Source organism: Dyadobacter sp. SRI_021 (genome assembly GCF_057586235.1).
This window is the reverse complement of record NZ_JBYCZM010000006.1, coordinates 26,235-46,244: the sequence shown is the minus strand read 5'-3', so window position 1 is coordinate 46,244 and position 20,010 is coordinate 26,235. Positions and strand designations below refer to the sequence as shown.

Genomic DNA, 20,010 nt, shown 5'->3' with positions numbered 1-20,010 from the left:
TTAAAATTTGAAATTATAACTAATGTTGGGAACCCATTGAAATAGCGATGTCTGAACCGCGTCGATTTTCTCAGGATTGACTTTGTTTTCCTTGAATGTCATCATGTAGGGATTTTTGCGCCCGTACACGTTGTATAATCCAAAACTCCACGACCCCTGAAATCTTCTATAAGATGGCCGCTCGTAGGTGGCGCTCAGATCCAGGCGGTGGGTAGCAGGCATACGGTCCGCATTACGGCTGCTGTATTGGTAGATAACCTGGTCGTTGAGCACATATTTACCGGTCGGGAATGTGACTGCATTGCCGGTGTTATAAATGAATGTCCCCGACAGCGTCCACTTGGCCGATAGCTCATAAATACCTACCACCGACAAATCGTGCGTTCGGTCATGCTTCGCATTGTACCATGCGCCGTTGTTGATTCCGTTGATCTGCCGTTCGGTTTTCGAGAGGGTGTAACCGATCCAGCCTGTCAGCTTGCCGGTTTTCTTTTTGAGCAATATTTCCAGGCCATAAGCCCTACCCTTTCCGAACAGCAGTTCACTTTCGATGTCGGGAACCGTGTTGATGTCAGCGCCGTCGCGGTAGTCAATCTGGTCTTTCATAGACTTATAATAGGTCTCCGCGTTGAGCTCGTAAGCATTGTCCTCAAAATTCCTGCTGTAACCAATGCTGAACTGGTCGGCAATCCCAGGTTTGATGTTGTAGCTGTTTCCTATCCATTGATCCGTTGGGCTGCCGCCGGTGGAATTGCTCATTAGATGCAGGCTCTGCGTGTTGCGCGCATAGCCCGCCTTCACACTGGAAAACTCATTCAACCGGTAATTGGCGGAAAACCTGGGCTCCCAATTGGTATAGGTCTTGCCCACTTTCCCTTTCGCGAGCTCAACCGACCTGACCAGCTCGTTGTTACGGTATATGTTATACGTATCCCCTCCGAGCACATTGTAAAAAGAGAACCTGAGGCCGTAATCCAGGGTCAGTTGTTCGGTGGCTTTGTATGAATTGGATACGTACACGGCATTCTCTAATCCCTTGCGATCTTTCTTGGTGCTGACAATGTCGGTTCCCCCCGCCCTGGTAGGTGTAATGGTATGGTGTATGATATTAAAACCAAAGCGAATGTTGTTCTTCACATTGGCGAAGTAGGTGAAGTCCTGTTTGAGGTTCAGGTCTTTAATATGCGAGTTAAAGTTGGTTTCAGCGCCGTCGCTTTTGAAACCCACATTAAAATCATAATTGCTGTAAATGAATGAGGTATTCGAAAACAACTTGCTGCCAAGCACGCTGTTCCATCTTAAAGTACCGGTTGAATTTCCCCATTTACTTGAAAACAACGTCGAAATCCCCAGCACATCTTTACCAAAGTAGCCTGAAAAGAAAACCTTATTTTTGTCATTGATTTCCAGGTTGGCCTTCATGTTCAGATCATAAAAATACAGCTTCGTGTCTTTCAGGTCCGAGGAGAGCCTGGCAAACACGTCCGCATAAGTGCGCCTGCCGGAGACGATAAACGACGACTTGCTCTTTTGAATGGGCCCTTCAATGGTTAACCGACTGCTTATCAAGCCGATCCCTCCGCTTATCTGGTAGTTTCTATTATTACCCTCCTTCATTTTCACATCCAGTACCGAGGAAAGCCGCCCCCCGAACTGCGCCGGGCTGTTGCCTTTGATGATCGTTGCGTCCTTGATCGCATCGCTGTTGAATGTGCTGAAAATACCCAGCAAATGGGATGCATTGTACACGGGCGCCTCGTCGAGCAGGATCAGGTTCTGATCGGTCGCACCGCCCCGAACCGAAAACCCATTCGATCCTTCTCCGTTGGATTTCACGCCTGGCATCAGCTGAATGGTTTTTACCAGATCTTTTTCACCGAATACGACCGGGATCTTGGCAGCCGTCTTCATATTAAGCGTCTCGGTCCCCATCACTGCCTGCGTGAGATTATCATCGTCCCTTTTGGAGGTCACCACCACCTCCTGCAAGCTGATATCATCGGACAGGTCTACATTGACTTTCGCGTTGGCTTCCAGATCAACAGCCACCGTTTGCTGCTGGTAGCCCACATAGGAGAACCGCAAAGTGTACCGCCCTTTCGGAAGGGATATCGAATAGAAACCGTACTCGTTGGTGATTACCCCCATGGCAGGCTGTTCGGCCACTACCACCGTTACGCCTATCAGCGTTTCGCCGGAAGATTTCTGTTTGACTGTCCCGCTTACCGTGTATTTGGATTGCGCCATCAGTAAGGCCGGACCAAATAGTAGCAAGAGACTTGTTAAAAACACTTTCTTACACTTCATGAATACAAACATTTTTTTGATCGTTTTTGCGCCGCGAACCGACTGCGATACAAATGTGTGATCTCCAAAAGGCCTGCAAAAATTAATGAGAAGAAGGGTTGGATTTATGCGATAAACGCACCGACAGGCTATTCCTCGCAGGCATAGCGGCTGAAAAACTCCTCCGCATAAGTACGTCCGATAGGAAACTCCTGCCCCGCCATATAAATCACGGTACCGCGGACGGCTTCAATTCTGGAAAATGGCAGGATGTAGCTCCGATGCACCCGTACAAAGTCACGGGCACCGAGCTTCTCGATTATGTCCTTCATCGGCATGCGTGCGACGATCGGCTTTCTGCCGGTGGTATGTATTTTCAAATAATCCGCCAGTCCTTCTATATAAACAATATCGGCTAGCGGCACCTTCACTAAACAAAAATCGGAACGGACAAACAGGTTCTTTTCCGCGCCTTCATTCTTTTTATAGATATAATCGAAATAATCCATTGCCCTGGCAACGGCCTGCGAGAACCGTTTTTGATTGATCGGCTTCAACAGGTAGTCGATCGCGTTCAATTCATAACTGGTTACGGCATATTCGCTGAACGCAGTGGTAAAAATCACCATCGTATTCTGCCTGAGCGATTTCACCAGACTTATCCCCGTCATCGAAGGCATCTGTATGTCGCAGAATAGCAGGTCTACCGGAAATTTATTCAGGTAGCGCAGTGCCTCGCTGGGCTGCGTGAAGGTTTTCTGCAAATGGATGTTCTCATGTTTGTCACACAGCGACCTGATCACGTTCAGGGCGAGGGGCTCGTCATCTATGGCAATGGCTGTTATCATTGTAGGTCGATGTGCAGGGAAACACTAAACTCCTTTTCCGCGTCATGGATCGTCAGCAAATACCTGGACGGGTAAATCAAGTTCAAGCGGTGCCGGGTATTCTCGATCCCTAACCCGCTCCGTTCTGAAATATCCCGCTGGATGTCCACCTTATTGTTGACCACGCTCAATTGAAGCTCTGTATTACTTACTTTGATTTCTATCCTGATACGGCTTTTTTGCTCCGAGTTGACGCCATGCTTGAAAGCATTTTCAACAAACGGAATCAACAGCATCGGCGCGATCCTGAGAGCAGGAATATCCGCCGGGCAATCATAATCGAGCTTTACGCTTCTGACCAGGCGCAATTTCTGCAATTCAATATAGTTGCTAATGTAACTGATCTCATCGTCCAGCAATACAAAATCCTGCTGCGTATCCTTAGTGGTATAACGCATCATTTCAGATAATTTATCGATCATATCTGCCGCTCGGGGCGAGGTGTCTATCGCGATGGCGTAGATGTTGTTCAGTGTATTAAAAAGGAAATGAGGGTTGATCTGCGATTTAAGGGAAGCGATCTGGGCGGAGAGTTTTTCGCTTTCGGCCTGCCTCAACCTGTTGTAGATCGTCCAAAGAATGGAAGATACAATGGATAAAGACCACAGTAACAACGCATTCACGATAATGACCGGAAGGATTTTTTCTACAACCGGGTTGCTATGCAACACCAGGACGGAATTAAAATCCGCAAAATACAGGATGCCCCAAAATGCAGCTCCCGCCGTCAGGATCGCGCCCGTAAGCGCACTGAAATAGGCCCAATACCGCTTGGCGAGCAAATACCTCGGTATTAACAAAAAGTAATTGATGTAAAATATCGCCAGTAGCAGCGAGCTCAGCGCCAGACATAGGAGCAGATACTTCCGGTCTGCCGTAGGGTCAAGCGTATTGAAAACCTGGTCGGTTGGTACATAAGGGATTACCAGCAACAAAACCCAGACCAGGGCATGCATGGCAACGGCGACGCGAGTTACTTTCATGAGTCATTAAAATAATCCCCAAACCAATAATATTATTGTGTCCATCGCAAAAATTTGAGAAGAACGGGGATTATTTGTAGACCAATAAACAAAATTGACCGGAGCGTATCAGGCAATATCACAGATAGTAACACCCTGTTTCAGGGATGCAAGATCATCGTTGCGGCTGGGCATAAACTCCTGACCAACGAAGCCTGTATAACCCGTATCGGCAATGGCTTTCATGATAGCCGGATAGTTGAGCTCTTGCGTTTCGTCGATTTCCCGTCTGCCCGGAACGCCACCGGTGTGATAATGGGCGATGTATCGGTGGTATTTCCGGATGGTGGCGATGACGTCGCCATCCATGATTTGCATATGGTAAATGTCATAAAGCAATTTGAATTTCTCTGAACCCACCATTTCACATAACGCCGCGCCCCATTCGGTGCGGTCACACATGTAATCCTTATGGTCCACTTTGCTATTGAGTAGCTCCATCACCAGCGTAACGTTATGTTTTTCAGCAAGCGGCATCAATTTGCGCAATGCCACGGCACAGTTTATCATACCGTCCGCATCGCTCATGCCCCTGCGGTTACCGGAAAAGCAAATGACCTGCTTGTAACCGGCGGCCTGAACTTTGGGAATGAGGTCTGTAAACCCCTTAATGAGTTCGTCATGATTTTTAGGATCGTTAAAGCCCCTGTCCAGGCTCCTGGTGAGGCCTTCTCCCCACGGAAGCGCGCACGTAAGACCGTGTTGTTTCAAAATGGGCCATTCTTCCTGTCCGCAAAGTTCTATGGAGGTTAGCCCGATTTTCTTCGCTTCGACTGCCAGCGTTTCCAAAGGAATCTTGCCGTAGCACCAGCGGCAAACCGAATGATTGATTTTTCCATTGAGTTTCGGGCCAAGGGCTTTTTGGGACGCTGCCATGACCTTCGTCATCGATAGCGGTAAGCCCAAAGCTCCGGCAACAACACTTTTTAATGCAACACGTCTGTTGGTTGTACTTTTCATTTAACTATAACTATTATGGTTAATCGGGTCATTTAATTGTGTCCATCCATTTGCTCATTCTATCGCTACCTTGAATGTGTAGGCCCCGAGCGTGATCAGGTATAGCCCCTTTGGCAAATGAGAAGTTTCATAACTGGTCGCTGAAAAATCGGCTTGGTCGTCCACGACTACTCCGGCCATATTCCGGACGACCAACCTCCTTTTTGCAGGCGGGACATCGAAGTGCAATTTTCCTTTGACCGGATTGGGGTAAACGATCAGCCTGATTCCGGATTCATTTTTCAGATTGATGCTTTTTGAAAGCGTATAGCTATGGTCGGAATCCAACTGTTTCAACCGGTAGTAAGCATTCGCAAGCGGCTGTTGATCCACAAACTGGTAATCGATCCTGGCCGACGCGGTACCTCTACCTGCTACAAAACCGATTTTTTCGAACGTCATTCCATCCGCGGCTCTTTCGATCTCAAACCCTTCATTATTCACCTCTCCTACTGTGCTCCACAGCAGCACATTGCCCTCGGAAGAAGCCTTTCCCGAGAAGCTGATCAGGTTTACCGGCAGCGAAGCCTGGTTTGCCAGCAGAATAGCCGTTGTTGACAGCGCAGGAACGGTTATAGTCAAGGAGTTTGAATTCACGGATGCCGTGCCCTCCTGCAAGGCGTTCTGAGTGTCAGACACAAATGTCTCCGTCGCCGGCAACGATGCTAATTGCAGGGTTTTGTAATTTCCATTGGCAACAGTAAAGTTGTTCAGATTGATGGTAACCGTGCGGGGTGCATTCATATCGCGATTGACAAGCATTACTGTCAGGGAGTCGGCGTTTTCTGTGACCGAAGAATAGGCTGAAACCGTGTTTTCGAGAGAAGAAGTACTGGCTACGCTGTATTTTTTCGCATTGCGGCTAAACAGGTGCAGCGTTTCCCACATGCCCACCGACCAGTTCCATGGTGCAAACAATTCGACGCCGTGGTTTGCAAATGTTCCCAGATGGGAAGCGTAAATGACAGATTCCAGGCTAGGGTTGCTGCCGGACATAGTTCCCCATTCGCTTACGCCGGTGGTGACGCCGTGGTTTGCACCGAAATGCTCGGTCAGCCAGCCGTCGATTCGCTTGAAAATATATTGTTTTGTAATGGAGGTATCCCATCCGCCATTCATGGTCTTGATACCATTTGAACCCGGGTAATCGTAGGTTTCATCGTAATAGATCCGGTGCCCCTGCAATGCTGCCGCATCATCCCCATTGTACCACGGGTAATTGTGAATATCCAGCACATCTACCAGTTTGATACCGGTCGCTTTATATTCGTCGCCGAGGCGTTTGATGAAATATTCCAGCCAGGGATAATACCTGCCGTCGACTACAATACTTTCATTGGACCATCGGTACCATTGCCATTCCGAAGTGGTCACAGGACCACAGATCTTCACATTGGGATCGATCGCTTTGGCCTTCTTTGCCAATTCAATGAAGCGATCCATAAAGGCAGAGGCCGATATCAAGGTAGGCATGGCCCAGTCATGCGTACCGTTCCAGATATCCACCTCATTATCCATACTCCAATACCGGAACCGGTTTTTGTCGAGTCCTAAGCCATTGGCTCCAAACCAATGGTCCAGGATCGCCACCGAAGAGTCGGCCGGCCAGGGCTTGCTGAACAGATCAATATTCCCATCGACCAGCGCCTGGGTCCCACCGGCCGGGTTCACTTGCCCTCCGCCGGCCAGGTTCTGGCCCACCCCCGACCAATACTGCGCCTGATTATATTCCCAATCATTGAAGTTGTTGCTGTTATTGGACGCAGCTCTGCCTAATAACTGGAAAGCAAACATCCCCTGCATGTTGGAAAAGTTGTTATTAACCTTTTGGGCCATTGCATCCCAGTCAGCCGGATATACGTTGTTGTACCAGTCGGGATGGACTGCCAGTTTTGCGCGCCAGTTGTAGGCGGATGCATTATTTCCTCCGTTCATGCGCGCAAAGCGCAGTCCCGCGTCTTTGTAGAATTGATCTGATTTGTCAAGGAAGTCATTCTTCCCGTATATGTTGGGGGAAATCAGGCGTTTGTCCTGCGTTGCATTCACTGAAATAGTCACATTCTGGGCAAAAGCCGTCACCGAAATGCTGCAAAGTAATGCTCCTGCCACGCTCTTTTTTGCCTGACAAAGTATTGTTTTTACCATTTTAAATTTCTTCTGATTGGTTTGTTTTTCCAGTTTATGGGGGAAGCGTCATGCCGATGTTAACCGGCAGCAGCTTGATATCACTTCCGGACGTAGTTGTAAATGGCCAGTTCCGATTTAACCGGGTCCTTGAACCCAAGCTGCATCCTGTCCTCTTTGAGACTGATGACATATGCCTTCGACCAGACCTGGTCCCTGCCCATATTAAGCGGCACTACATTTATGAACGACATGGTCTTTGTCTTAACATCAAAAAAGTAGCTGCCCGAGAAAATCCCGCTTTTGGTTATCCCTTTCTGGCTCACCTTCACCACGGGCTCCGCTGTTCCGCTTTTCAGACCTATTGTCATGGTGCCGTAATCCTGCGCAGCACCCATCCAGCTTTCATAATTCGGATCGTACAGCCAGCAATCCCCTCCTGCTTTGCCGCATTGATTATCCCAGCCATAATCGACGCCCGAGAAGTACAACGGACCTTTGAATTTGGTTGAAACACCTTTCGCATCCAGGTCAAGTACCCAGGTCTTTTCCTTACCAATTCCGCCGGTAAGCAGCTTGAACACAGGGTCTTGATAGTACTCCAGAATGGCAGGGTCAAAAATCTGGATCGAATAATCGATTGTGTCGATCGCTGTGCCATAAGTAATTTTGTTCGCCAGCAAGGGATCGGCTCCGGTAAAATTGTTGGGGACTTTCACGATCACACTTGAATCGGTGTAAGTAACTCCCGCCAAGTTAGCGCCCAGACCCTGAAATGCTATTTTGGTGGCGTTTTTGAGGTTATACCCGACAATATTGATCGTTTGGCCAGGAATAATGGTATTGATGATCGTATCCTTGGGCGCCGTAGCGTAGTTTCTTATGTGCGAGATCAACGGCGCTCCGGTGATGTTAATGGTAAAAGAAGCCGAGCCGCTGCCGTTCACCACAGTAACGACATTCACCTTTTCCCGTGCCACAGAATCGAATGGAATCGAAGGTACCTGCACTACAATGCTCCTGTCGGTCAATAACGTGTGGTTGATCGTCGCCGGAATACTTCCGAAATAGACCTGCGAAACATCTCCCAGGTTTTGCCCCAGGACAACTACCCATTGGGCGGCCTGCAGTGTTTGAACCACAGTATCGGCCGGAGACGCCGCATAATTGCGTATTTCAGTGATAACAGGTGGAGACAGCTCGTCCTTTTCACAGGCAGACAGCAGCAGCGAAACCGCCGCCATGCAGTAAAACAGCGTCAAACATATTCTCTTATATAAAGTCTTTTTCATTTCTCTGAATTTTTAAAACGAGTAAGGCACGGGAGCTTCCAGCAGCTTAGGGTTAGCCGTCACTTCCGGCGAAGGGATCGGGAATTTGAATGTGGTCGTATTGGCCGGCGTAATGGCTCCGAGCGCATCACCTTTTGTCACAACACCCTTGTCATCATAGGTAAACAGGATCCGCTCCTGTTCGTTGAGCTTTTTGATGGCCTTGGGTTCGTTGTAATAAGAAAGCCTGACCAGATCTTCCCAAAAATGCCCTTCTGCGGCTAATTCGACCCTTCTTTCTCTGAACAGCGTCTCGGCGTCCAGGGATGTTACCGGGGCAAGACCTGCCCTTGTGCGCACTTTATTGAAATAGAGCAGCGCGTCGGCATTGGTCGTAGAGGTATTATTACCCATTACGGCTTCCGCGTAAATCAGGTACACCTCCGCGAGCCTTAACAATGCATTGTGCTCGGTAGACGACGTCAATGTCATCGTTGGGGCACTGTTGTCTACCCTTGTGCCGATAATGTGCTTTTTCAAACCGGTGTTACCGTTAAATTTATAACCTCCTCCTGCCGCATTCAGCTCGGGATAATAATCGCCTTTGAGCATGAAAGTAGCCTTCCTTCTGAGTGAGTCTCCTCCCTGGTATTGCTTATACAAATCGTAAGTGGGCGATATTGCAAACCAACCAGCTTGGCCCGCAGCTGAAATCTCTGCTCCCCCTGGCGAATAGATTTGCAGCATGTTTCCTTCCAGCCACCCTGCCCCCGCCGCCCATTGCAAAGCAAATAAGGATTCCTGATTATCGTTAAACTGCGTTTTGAAAAGGTCCGCATAATTGGGCAGCAGCGATAGGCCGCTTTGCTTGCAAACATTGCCCGCATGTAATTTGGCACTGTCCAACAGCGCCTGGTTTCGCGGACCGTTGCCCTTTGCGTCCAGCCCCGCCCAGGTCAGGTATACTTTGGCCAGCATGCCTTGTGCCGACCAGGTCGATACCCTTCCGGCATCTTTTGCCGGGAGATGTTTCGCAGCAAAAAGCAGGTCATTTGCCGCAAACCGATAAACATCCTCAACCGTATTGCGGTACACCAATGGAGAATTGATCAGCTTGGTATTATCTTCTATAATGGGAACGTCCCGCCATTGCAGGGCCAGGTTATAGTAGGCGTATGCACGCAAAAATTTCGCTTCGGCAATCGCTGCATTCCGGTCTTTTTCAGGAATGGAAGCAGGCGCTTTTTCCTGAATGGCTTTGATGGTAACATTGCAATGTGCGATGATCTTGTACATCGCTTTCCAGCTCGCAATCATGATTTCATTGCTTCCACTGACAGAAAAAGTGTGCAGCTGCACTGCATCCCCCCAGTAATTAACGGCCATATTACCGCTCAAAACTTCGCCGATCGGCAGGTAACAAGTATAATTCCACTCCGCCCACGGTTTACCTCCGTAAAGAGCAGCCGTCGCCAGCCGCAGGTCATTGGTAGTCTGATAAAAGTTATCGGCACTGATTTGCGATAAAGGCGGACGATCCAGAAAGCTTTCACTGCAGCCAGCCATGCACGCGCCGGCGAAAAGCAACGCTGTCGCCAGTTTATTCTTTATTTTCATTGCTTGATATTTTAAGATTCAAATCATTAGGAAGAATCGGCACGCTATTTCGTCAGCTGCAAACTTGCGCCTACCGTGAACACGCGCGGTTGCGGATAGAAACCATTGTCATATCCTGCATTGAGCGGATTCCAGGAACCTATTTCCGGGTCCATTCCCTTGTACTTGGTGATCAGGAAGGCATTCGACACATTTACATAAACACGGAGGGCGTGAATGTGCGCCTTTTCCAACAGGTTTTCGGGAAGCGTATAGCCGAGTGAAATAGTCTTGAACCGGATGAACGACCCGTCTTCTACATATTTGTCGGAAGCCCTGTTGTTGCCGTTCGTGTTGTCATTTCTGATGCCGGGAATATCCGTATCGGGGTTGGTCACATAAACATTATTGATATCGGTCTCCGGTTTACTGGGGTCAATCAGCGCGAGTTTGGCGTAGTTGTTCAGCGCTTTGAGGTAGCCGAAACTGGTTCCGGGATATTCGCCGGTCATGCGCATTTGGTTAAACACCTTATTGCCGTAGTTACCGGTCAGGAAGATGTTCAGGTCAAACTTCTTATACGAGATCGAGTTATTAAGCCCGAATTGCAGCTTCGGGATCGGTGATCCGAGGTAGGCCTGGTCCCGCTCGTCGATCACCCCGTCTCCATTGACATCCTTGAATTTAAGGTCGCCATACCAGATACTACCTCCCGCTGCGCCAACGGGCAGGGGTGCCCCGTTCTTGGTAGGGAGCGCATGCGTCTCGAAGTCCTCTTTCTTGGCAAAAACGCCGTCTACCTTGTACCCGTAAAACTCACCGATCGAATTGCCGACGATCGTCTGGCTATATGGCCATCCCACAAGCGAGGCGCCATCGGTATTCAGCCTCAACACCTTATTGACGTTCCTGGAAACGGTCAGATCGGTTTTCCAGGTAAGCGCTTTGCCCTGAATGTTGGTCGAGCTGATTTTGAAATCGAATCCCTTGTTGCTGATCGTACCTACATTCACATATGGAGCATCCAATGCACCTGGCGACCAGCCCACTGCCGTCCCCGAGTAAAATGGCAACGGAATCTGCATTAAAAGGCCATCCGTTTTTCGGTTGTACAAGTCAACGGAAAAATTAAGCCGCCAGGATAGCAATGCAGCGTCGAGACCCACATTGGCGTATTTAGTTTTCTCCCATTCCACGTACGGGTTTCCGATGTTCTCGGTGAGCTGGGATATCCCCGACAAACCGGTGGCCACCGTCGCTAACGTAGATGTATAGGCGAAGTCCCTGACGTTCTGGTTATTGGTCAAGCCATAGCCTACCCGAAGCTTCAATTCATTGATGTCTTTGATATTTTTCAAAAAGCCTTCATTCTGAATTTTCCAGGCCAACGCTCCCGAATAAGTGGTTACCCACCGGTTTCCGGCCGCAAATCTTGAAGAACCGTCGGCACGGACGTTACCGGTTATAAGGTATTTATCAAACAGCCCGAAATTCAACCGACCGAAGTAGGATTCTTGGGCATTCTGCGTTTTCGAACCGGAATTGGTAGCCGAAGTAGGGTCACCGCTGTTGATCACCTGCACGTTGTTGGACGGGAAATTATTACGCCCCGCACCCACGTTTTCGCCTTTGCTCAATTGAGCCTCGTGTCCCACCATTACATTGGTATTATACCGGTCGTCGAACGTATGCGCATAAGTGAGGTAATTTCTGATAGTGGTGTAAATGCTCTGGCTGTAATTGTAGGAAGCACTGTTGCTGTTGTTCTTCACAAGCCCCATGGTGTAGCTTGGGTTGAATTTATCCTCTGTTGCCATAGAGAAACTTCCCGTAACCTCGTTTCGCAGCGTCAGCGATTTGCTAAAAGCGATTTCCGCGTAGGCATTTCCAAACAGCTGATTTCGGTTTACCTGATCTTTGTTGATGCTCGCCACCGCATACGGGTTCACGGTGCTGTTCACCCAACCGTTAGGGTTATACGCACCACCCCAACTGCCGTCAGCATTGGTGACGGGAATGTCGGGCGTTTGGCTGAGCGCCGAATTGATGACGTTCGAGCTGGTGGAATTTACATTCTCGCGTATGTTCGCAAGTTGCAGGCTCGTACCGATTTTCAGCCAGTTGGTCGTCTTGTTGTCCAGATTCAACCTGACAGAAATTCTTCTGAAATCCGAGCCCAACGCAATACCGTCCTGTTTGAAATACGAGCCCGACAGCAGGTATTGGGTCTTGACATCGCCTCCATTGACGGTGATGGTGTGGTTAGTCATCGGCGCGTTTCTGAACAGCTCCTTTTGCCAGTCGGTACCTTTGCCCAGGTATTGAGGATTGGCAAACTCGGGCCGGGTATCGAATCCCCAGCCCAAGCCGGTATTTCGTTCATTGATGAAGGTTGCGTACTCCCGTAAATTCATGGTAGGAATCCGCCTCGGCAATTGTTGAAAGCCTGTGTAGACATCGTAAGAAATGCGCGGAGGAGCTACTACCCCTCGCTTTGTGGTGATGATTACCACGCCATTGGTCGCTTGCGAACCGTAAATCGCCGTAGCAGACGCATCTTTCAGCACGTCCACCGACTCGATTTCCGATGGATTAATTGCCGCCAGCGGGTTAGTTCCAGCGCCCATGGAAGCGGTAGAGCCTATAATTACGCCATCTATCACATATAATGGTCCCCCGGAGCCGAACGATGATATTCCCCGGATCTGTACGGAAACGCCTCCGCCCGGTTGGCCGGATGTTTGCTGGACCACCATACCCGCCACTTTTCCCTGTAATGCCTGATCAAAGGTCACCGGGTTCGTTTTGCGAATTTCAGCTCCGGTAACAGAGGATATGGAGCCGGTGACGTCTTTTCTTTTGGATTCACCATAACCGATCACCACGACTTCGGAAAGCGTGGCGATATCAGGCTGGATCGTAATATCGAAGGAAGTCTTGTTTCCTACCGGAATTTGCTCGGACAGATAGCCGATGAAGGAAATTTTAAGAACATCCTCGGGCATCGCCTGAATGGAAAACTTCCCCTCCGTATCCGTTGATACGCCCATCGTGGTTCCTTTCAGCAGGACAGTCACGCCCGGCATCGGGGTACCGGTTTCACTTTTGACGATTCCCGACACCTGCCGTCGCTGCGCATGGGCCGCGATACACGAAAACAAAATAAGCACAGTAACACATAAGCACCTGTAAATTTTCCTCATCATTCGATTAGCCTTAAGTAATTACACCATATGTTTTGCAAATAGACCTAAAGATCACAGTCCGGAGCGCCCGGGCATACTACGTCGAACTGTAACAATAGAAGGAATTATTTGCACCAAAGGTAGAGTGCAGCCTAAGTACTAAAGGGTATCGATTAGTCCGAATAAAGGGTATAAAAAGTCCAGAATGGTATTTAAAGACCAAAAAACCGGGAAATAATTCAAAATCCCGGGCCTAGCTGCGACCCGCTTCCCGTTTGCCGCATGAATACTCCGAAGGCAATACATGATAAACTTCCCTGAAATAGCGGGCGAAATACTTAGGATTGTTGAATCCGACCTGGTAGGCAATTTCAGAGATGGAAAGCTGGCTTTTTTCCAGCAACTGGGCCGCGTGCTGCAACCTGATCTCCCGGATTACTTCCAGAGGAGATTTGCCGGTAACCGTCTGAACTCTTTTAAACAATTGCGAACGGCTCACGCCCAGTTCCCGGGCAAGGTCGACTACCGTAAATTCCGGATTGGAGATATGCCGCTCGATCGCCTGAATCATTTCATGAAGAAATTGCTGATCCAGCGGCGTTACATTGATTTCGCTGGCTTTGACCCCATTGCGGGTGACCAAAAGACTGCGGAGTTTTTCCCGCGACGAAATCAGGTTCCGGATTCTTGATTCCAGCACCTGAAAATTGAATGGTTTGGTAATATAGTCATCTGCACCGGCCTGGAAGCCTTCGAGAAATTGCTCATCGTCCGATCGGGCAGTGAGCAGAATCACCGGGGTCTGTGAGATCTGTTCATCCGATTTGACCATCCTGCAAAGGTCGAGCCCGTTCAGGTCAGGCATCATAATATCCGAAACAATCAGGGCCGGACGATGTTCAAGCACTTTTTCCCAGCCCTCCTTACCGGTCGATGCTTCGATGACCGAATAAAATTGTTTCAAATTGTCTTTGAGGTAGAAACGAAAATCTTCATTGTCTTCCACAATCAGGATGCGTGGTTTTCCTTCCGCTTCGTATTTTTCCTCGTCTTTTTCCGGAGGTGCTGTCGCTTCGCCCGATATGTTAGTCAGTCCGGCAGTGATTACTTCGCTACGTTTCTTCAAAGGCAGTTTCACCACAAAACAACTTCCCTCCCCGACTTCGCTCTCCACCCCGACAGACCCGCCGTGAATCCGGACGAATTCCCTGGTGATGGCCAACCCGATACCGCTTCCCTGGTTGATAATCGAATTCGGCAAATCACTCTGAAAGAAGCGCTCAAAAATCAGCTCTTGTTTTTCGGGCGGTATTCCTATGCCTGTATCTTTCACCCGGATCTCAACGAAATAGTCATCGCCTGTATCCCGGACATCTACGTTCACCGATACCTCACCGGGACCCAAAGTAAATTTGATCGCATTCGATAGCAGGTTGAATAAAATCTTTTCGAGCTTGTCATGATCGAACGACGTTTCCAGCCCGGAGACATTGGAGGCAAACAGAAGCCGGATATCTTTTTTCTCCGAAAGATCAGAGAACGAATAGACGGTGTTCTTGACGAATCTGATCACGTCCCCTTCCGTGGGGTGAAACCGGATTTCATTTACTTCCAGCTTTCTGAAATCCAGCAGCTGATTGACCATGTTCAGCAACCGCCGCGCATTTCGCAGAATCAGATCCAGCTGTTTGCGGTCCTGGCCGTCGACAGCTTTCTCGGTGAGCTTTTCAGCGGGCGCAAGTATCAGGGACAGCGGGGTACGCAACTCGTGACTCACATTGGTAAAGAACTTTGTCTTCAACATATCCAGCTCCTGCGAGCGCCTTGCCTCCTCGCGCGTCTGCACGATGGCAAATTTCATACGTTCCCTTTCCTGTATGAGCTTTAATGCCGCGAGCAACAGCAAAGCAATCGCTATCGCATACAAGACATAGGCAATCGGCGATCGCCAGAATGGAGGCAGGACTTTGATGCGGAGCGATATCCCTTCCTGATTCCACAATCCGTCGTTGTTGGATGCGATCACACGAAAAACGTAGTCGCCGGCGTCGAGGTTGGTAAAAGTGACTTTCCTGTTGTTTGCATCTGTTACGAGCCAGTCGTCATTAAAGCCTTCCAATTTATACTTGTATCGGCTCCCGGCGGGCTGGATGAAGTTTAGTGCGGCAAATTCGATGGAAAAGACATTGTCGCTCGCCTGCAATACGACGGAAGGATTTGTCGTGACCGACGAAGATAGTACCGGCTTCCTTCCGGTCAGGGGTCCGGGGCGGACACTGCGGTTGAATAGCTGAAAATCAGTAAACACCAACCGCGGCACCATTTTATTCTCTGCCAAATCAGCGGGCCTGAATATATTGAACCCGTTGGCTCCGCCGAAGATCAGCTCTCCGACACGTGTCCTGAATGCAGCGTCTTCCGTAAATTGCCTCCCTTGCAGCCCGTCCATTTCCGAGTAGTTCCGGAAACTCACCTGCAAACGCTCCTTGCCGGGAGTAATCGTCGCACATGACAAGCCATTGGGCGTACCCAGCCAGAGCCGGCCCTCTTTATCCTCGGCCATCGACAGGATTGCATTGTGTGGGAGCCCGTGCTTTTCGCCATAGTTCACAAAACGATTGGACCCCGGCACCCACAAACTGAGCCCTCCCCGGGAACCTATCCAAATCCGCCCTCTGGCATCTTCCAGTATGCCAAAGATGTCGTTACTGATAATAGAAGCCGGGTTTCCTTCCTCTCTTTCAAAATGCACCAATGCACCCGATGTCTTTTTCAATACGTCGATCCCCGTTGAAGTCCCGAACCACATGTTTCCTTTGGAATCCTCAAAAATGGTGGGAACATAAGTAGAGTAAAGCGCCCGCTGGTCGGGATGCCGATACCGGGTGAAGTTTTTTCTTGCTTGATCGTACAGGCACAGGCCACTGTCGAGGGTACCGATCCAAAGTCGTCGCTGCGAATCTTCGAATAGCTCCCATACGCTCCTTCCCGGAAGGCTTTCAGCCCTGGCGGGATCATGTTGATACCGGATAAATTGGCGCCCGTCAAAGCGGTTTAACCCACCCAGAAAAGTGCCTATCCACAATTGATTTTTATGATCCAGGCACAAACTGACGATCACATCGCTGCTCAATGACCTCGGATTACCCGGATCGTGGCGGTAAGTGGTGAATTTCCCTGTATTCCTTTCAAAATAGATCAGTCCCCCTCCATTGGCTCCCAGCCAGAGATTACCTTTACGGTCCTCGACAAACGCATTGATATCTTCAAAAGGCAGGCCGTAGGGCTTCGTTCGCCGGTTAACCAGGGGAAACACACGGATATTCTCATGAAAATAATCGACTCCGGCTTTGTAGGTCCCTACCCAGATCAGTCCGTCGGAATCTTTCAGCATGGCAGTGATTGCATTATGGCTTAGTCCATTCGCATTCTCCGAAGCATACCGCATATTGGTTACCGATCGCGTCTTTTTGTCCAGCACGTCGATGCCGTTTTGGCCATTGGAGATCCAGATATTGCCCCTATCGTCCTCTGTCACACCGGTAATCAAATCCGAACTGAGACGCGGATTTCCGAAGGTCTTGCCCAGATAGTTAATCGTTCCCAGCCGCTTGTCAAGATATGCTATACCCAAATCAAAGTTAGTGGGAAACGCCCAGACGTCCCCATCCCGGTCTGCGATCAGGAGGCATTGCAGCTTATCATTTTTGCTCCGCCTGCGATCGTAAAAGAAATTATGTCTTTTGATTACCCGAACGACCTGCTTTTCGAGGACTATATTTTCCACCATTCCATTCGAATGCGCCAGCCAATAAGTGCCATCGCTACCCTGCACCATGGACGTGACATCGTTGCTGGCAATGGAAGTCGTATCACCGCCCGAATGCCTGACCGAAAAGATCCTTTTACTTTTTTCGTTATAGCAAATAATTCCGTCGTCCTCAACGAGAAACCAGTAATTACCCTTACGATCCGGCACGACGACTCTCAGCTTAGCCGGTTTACGGATTGAATAAGGCTGAAATCCTTGCAGGGGCCGCGAAAAAGTTTCCGTTGCGGGGTCGTAGACGCAGGGGCCGAGGCTGGTGATGACGCCCATTTTGCCAGACGGCATTTCAAATAACGCCGCAATGTCGTCGTCAAACAGCGATGCAGGGTCTGACGCATCATTCCGAAAAACCTTGATCGCGTAACCGTCAAACCGGTTAAGGCCGGATTCCGTGCCAATCCAGAGGAAACCGCTTTTATCGCGGTAAATGGCCTTGACATGAGCGTGGGAAAGGCCCTGGCGGGCATCGATATGAACAAACCGGCGCTGCTGCGCAAATAATTGAAATGAGGCATGAATTAGGAGAAGCGCCATCACCAACACGCTGCTCTTCCACGGACGTTGTCTTTTCACCACCAAAATTCAGATTAAGGTTTGTCATTCAAATCCCTAAGGCGGTTCCGCGTATTCAGCTTTTTGAATACTTAATTAAACGAAATTGGCCAAAGTGAATCCTTCGGCCAAAGTTAACTACCACATCTAAAAGAACCCAATGCATGATTGGGTTCCCAGGTTATCTTGTGCGCAGAGCGCGTGTATTGATACTATTTAAAAAGCAGTTGGGCGAATCCGAACAGGTCGTGCCTCCATACCGGCCACGTGTGCCCGCCGGGATATTCACTGTATTGGTATTTAATGCCGAGCTCGTCATATTTGGCAAGCATAATCTTGCAGTTCTTGAAGGCAATATCCTCCGGCCCACCCATCGAAATCCAGAAGTTTTTCAGGTTGTTATTGATAGTGGCCGCATTGGTTTTGGCAAACTCGTAATGCGGGCCCGACAATGCATTATTATTCGCAAACCAGCCCGAGCTGAACACGCCAAGCGACGAAAACATGTCCGTATTTTTGATACCGGCGTAAAGTGTCTGAATCCCACCCATAGAAAGGCCGGCCAGTGCGCGGTTCGCGGCATTAGCCTCGACCCGGTAAGTGCTTTCCACAAAAGGTATCGCGCCCAGCTTTAACTCATTCTCGAAGGCTTTCAGAAAACCGTCGCCAGCGGTTCCAAGGCTGCCCGGGCCAAGCGGGATTCCCGAATTACCATCCATCATCACGATCAGCATTGGTTTTGCCTTGCCCTCCGAGATCAGGTTATCCAGAATCAGGTTGGTCTTGCCCTGGGTAGCCCACCCCCGCTGATCTTCCCCGCCCCCATGCAGCAGATACAGCACGGGATACTTTTGAGTCGAAGCGTCATAGCCCGGCGGCGTATATACGTACATTTCCCGCCAGGTATTGCTGGCTTTCGACAAGTAACGCTGGATCTGCACAGTGCCATGGGGCACTTCTTTCAGGGCATAATAGCCACCTTTCCGAAAAGGTATTTCGATGCCGCTGGCCATCCTGCCCATTCCGTAAAAAGTCTCGCTGGCCGGATCGGCCAATGCCACATCATCAATAAGCAATGAATAATAATGAAAGCCTTCTCCAATCGAATCCGTGGTCACCGACCAAAAGCCGGCGGTGTCTTTGAGCATATCGTATTTCTTACCCAGGTCCACCTGCACTTTCTGGGCATTGGGCGCTTTGGTGCGGAACACTACCCGGTTGTCTGGCAGGATCTGAGGATATTTGGCCGATCTGACGTTTGTTGACGCCGGTGTGCCGAGGATAGTGTACTTCGGCAGCGACTGGACATTGACGGGTTTAAACAAAAACTGTGAAAACATGTACAGGCCATTTTTCCAAACCTTGAAATCGTGGACGCCCGGTTCGATGTAATACACGTGCGGGACATCGTGCTCGAAGAGGTAATCGTGTGTGCGCTTGCTGAAAGTGATCAGCCGGTCGTCATCGCCGCAGGAAAGCCAGAGCAATTTCAGTTTGCCTTTGGCATTCTGGGGATCCGGCATCAGTTCTTCCGGCCTTTTCGTGTTTGGCGCAGACGAAAACCCTCCTACCCAGGCGAACTTGTCCAGGTTACCCAGCCCGAAATTAAGCGACTGCCCGCCGCCCATCGACAGCCCTGCAATCGCGCGGTTCTCCCTGTCGGTAAGCACCGGATATTTCTTCTCGATGAATGGGATCAAATCGGTCAGCAAGTCCTTTTCGAATGTCGAAAAAGCGGCCACCTTATCGGGTGCCATGATGTTTCCCGTTGCGCGGTCGTCTTTCATAGCCCGGCCATTAGGCATGACCACGATCATCGGCTCGATCTTCTTTTCTGCATACAGATTGTCCAGGATCAGTTGCGGGTTACCGCCTTTCAGCCATTCTTTTTCGTCTCCCCCAATGCCGTGCAACAGGTACAGTACAGGATATTTTTTCTTTTTTGAGAACCCGGGCGGCGTGTAGATCAGCGCTTTCCTGCGATTGCCCACCGTCCTGGATTCGTATTGCAGCGTATCTATTTTCCCTGCCATCACGCCCTGGCGCACTGCATCGTATCCCGTAGGCATTTCCATGGGCTCGTTTTGTGCAAGAGAGGCGGTAGCCAGCATAAGCAATCCCGCCATAAGCGGTAAAGGTTTTAGCATAGTCATAAATGTTGTAACCGTTTTTTATTTATATTGAATACCAACTATTTAACTAATTTGAAAATAGTGTCAAAGAAAGTTTTCATGCATTATTTGTCAAATTGACAATATA

At 49.4% G+C, this 20,010-nt stretch carries 10 protein-coding genes; all 10 read right to left on the bottom strand.

Annotated features, from left to right (window positions below):
• Positions 1-2,307, bottom strand: coding sequence for a TonB-dependent receptor (locus AC2YIT_RS19235; RefSeq protein ID WP_487280214.1), 2,307 nt, complete (start codon positions 2,305-2,307; stop codon positions 1-3).
• Between the two features lie 128 nt (positions 2,308-2,435).
• On the bottom strand, positions 2,436-3,134 hold the full coding sequence (locus tag AC2YIT_RS19230) for a LytR/AlgR family response regulator transcription factor (protein ID WP_487280213.1): 699 nt from the start codon (positions 3,132-3,134) through the stop codon (positions 2,436-2,438).
• Positions 3,131-4,156, bottom strand: a complete 1,026-nt coding sequence (locus tag AC2YIT_RS19225; RefSeq protein ID WP_487280212.1) for a sensor histidine kinase — start codon at positions 4,154-4,156, stop codon at positions 3,131-3,133. Before AC2YIT_RS19225 ends, AC2YIT_RS19230 begins: the two co-directional genes overlap by 4 nt.
• A 108-nt stretch (positions 4,157-4,264) precedes the next feature.
• On the bottom strand, positions 4,265-5,155 hold the full coding sequence (locus tag AC2YIT_RS19220) for a hydroxypyruvate isomerase family protein (RefSeq protein ID WP_430851410.1): 891 nt from the start codon (positions 5,153-5,155) through the stop codon (positions 4,265-4,267).
• 54 nt (positions 5,156-5,209) lie between these two features.
• Positions 5,210-7,339, bottom strand: coding sequence for a glycoside hydrolase family 44 protein (locus AC2YIT_RS19215; RefSeq protein ID WP_487280211.1), 2,130 nt, complete (start codon positions 7,337-7,339; stop codon positions 5,210-5,212).
• Positions 7,340-7,419: 80 nt separating this feature from the next.
• The gene (locus AC2YIT_RS19210; protein WP_487280210.1) at positions 7,420-8,610 is read right to left on the bottom strand and encodes a hypothetical protein; all 1,191 of its coding nucleotides are present in this window, start codon (positions 8,608-8,610) and stop codon (positions 7,420-7,422) included.
• 12 nt (positions 8,611-8,622) lie between these two features.
• Entirely contained in the window at positions 8,623-10,206 is a 1,584-nt protein-coding gene (locus AC2YIT_RS19205) for a RagB/SusD family nutrient uptake outer membrane protein (RefSeq protein WP_430851404.1), read from the bottom strand.
• 44 nt (positions 10,207-10,250) lie between these two features.
• Entirely contained in the window at positions 10,251-13,355 is a 3,105-nt protein-coding gene (locus AC2YIT_RS19200) for a SusC/RagA family TonB-linked outer membrane protein (RefSeq protein ID WP_487280209.1), read from the bottom strand.
• Between the two features lie 268 nt (positions 13,356-13,623).
• Positions 13,624-17,772 carry a hybrid sensor histidine kinase/response regulator transcription factor gene (locus tag AC2YIT_RS19195; RefSeq protein ID WP_487280208.1) on the bottom strand — a complete coding sequence of 1,383 codons (4,149 nt, stop codon included), beginning with the start codon at positions 17,770-17,772 and terminating at the stop codon, positions 13,624-13,626.
• A 191-nt stretch (positions 17,773-17,963) separates the two neighbouring features.
• Positions 17,964-19,877 carry an alpha/beta hydrolase-fold protein gene (locus AC2YIT_RS19190; protein ID WP_487280537.1) on the bottom strand — a complete coding sequence of 638 codons (1,914 nt, stop codon included), beginning with the start codon at positions 19,875-19,877 and terminating at the stop codon, positions 17,964-17,966.
• Positions 19,878-20,010: the final 133 nt, after the last annotated feature.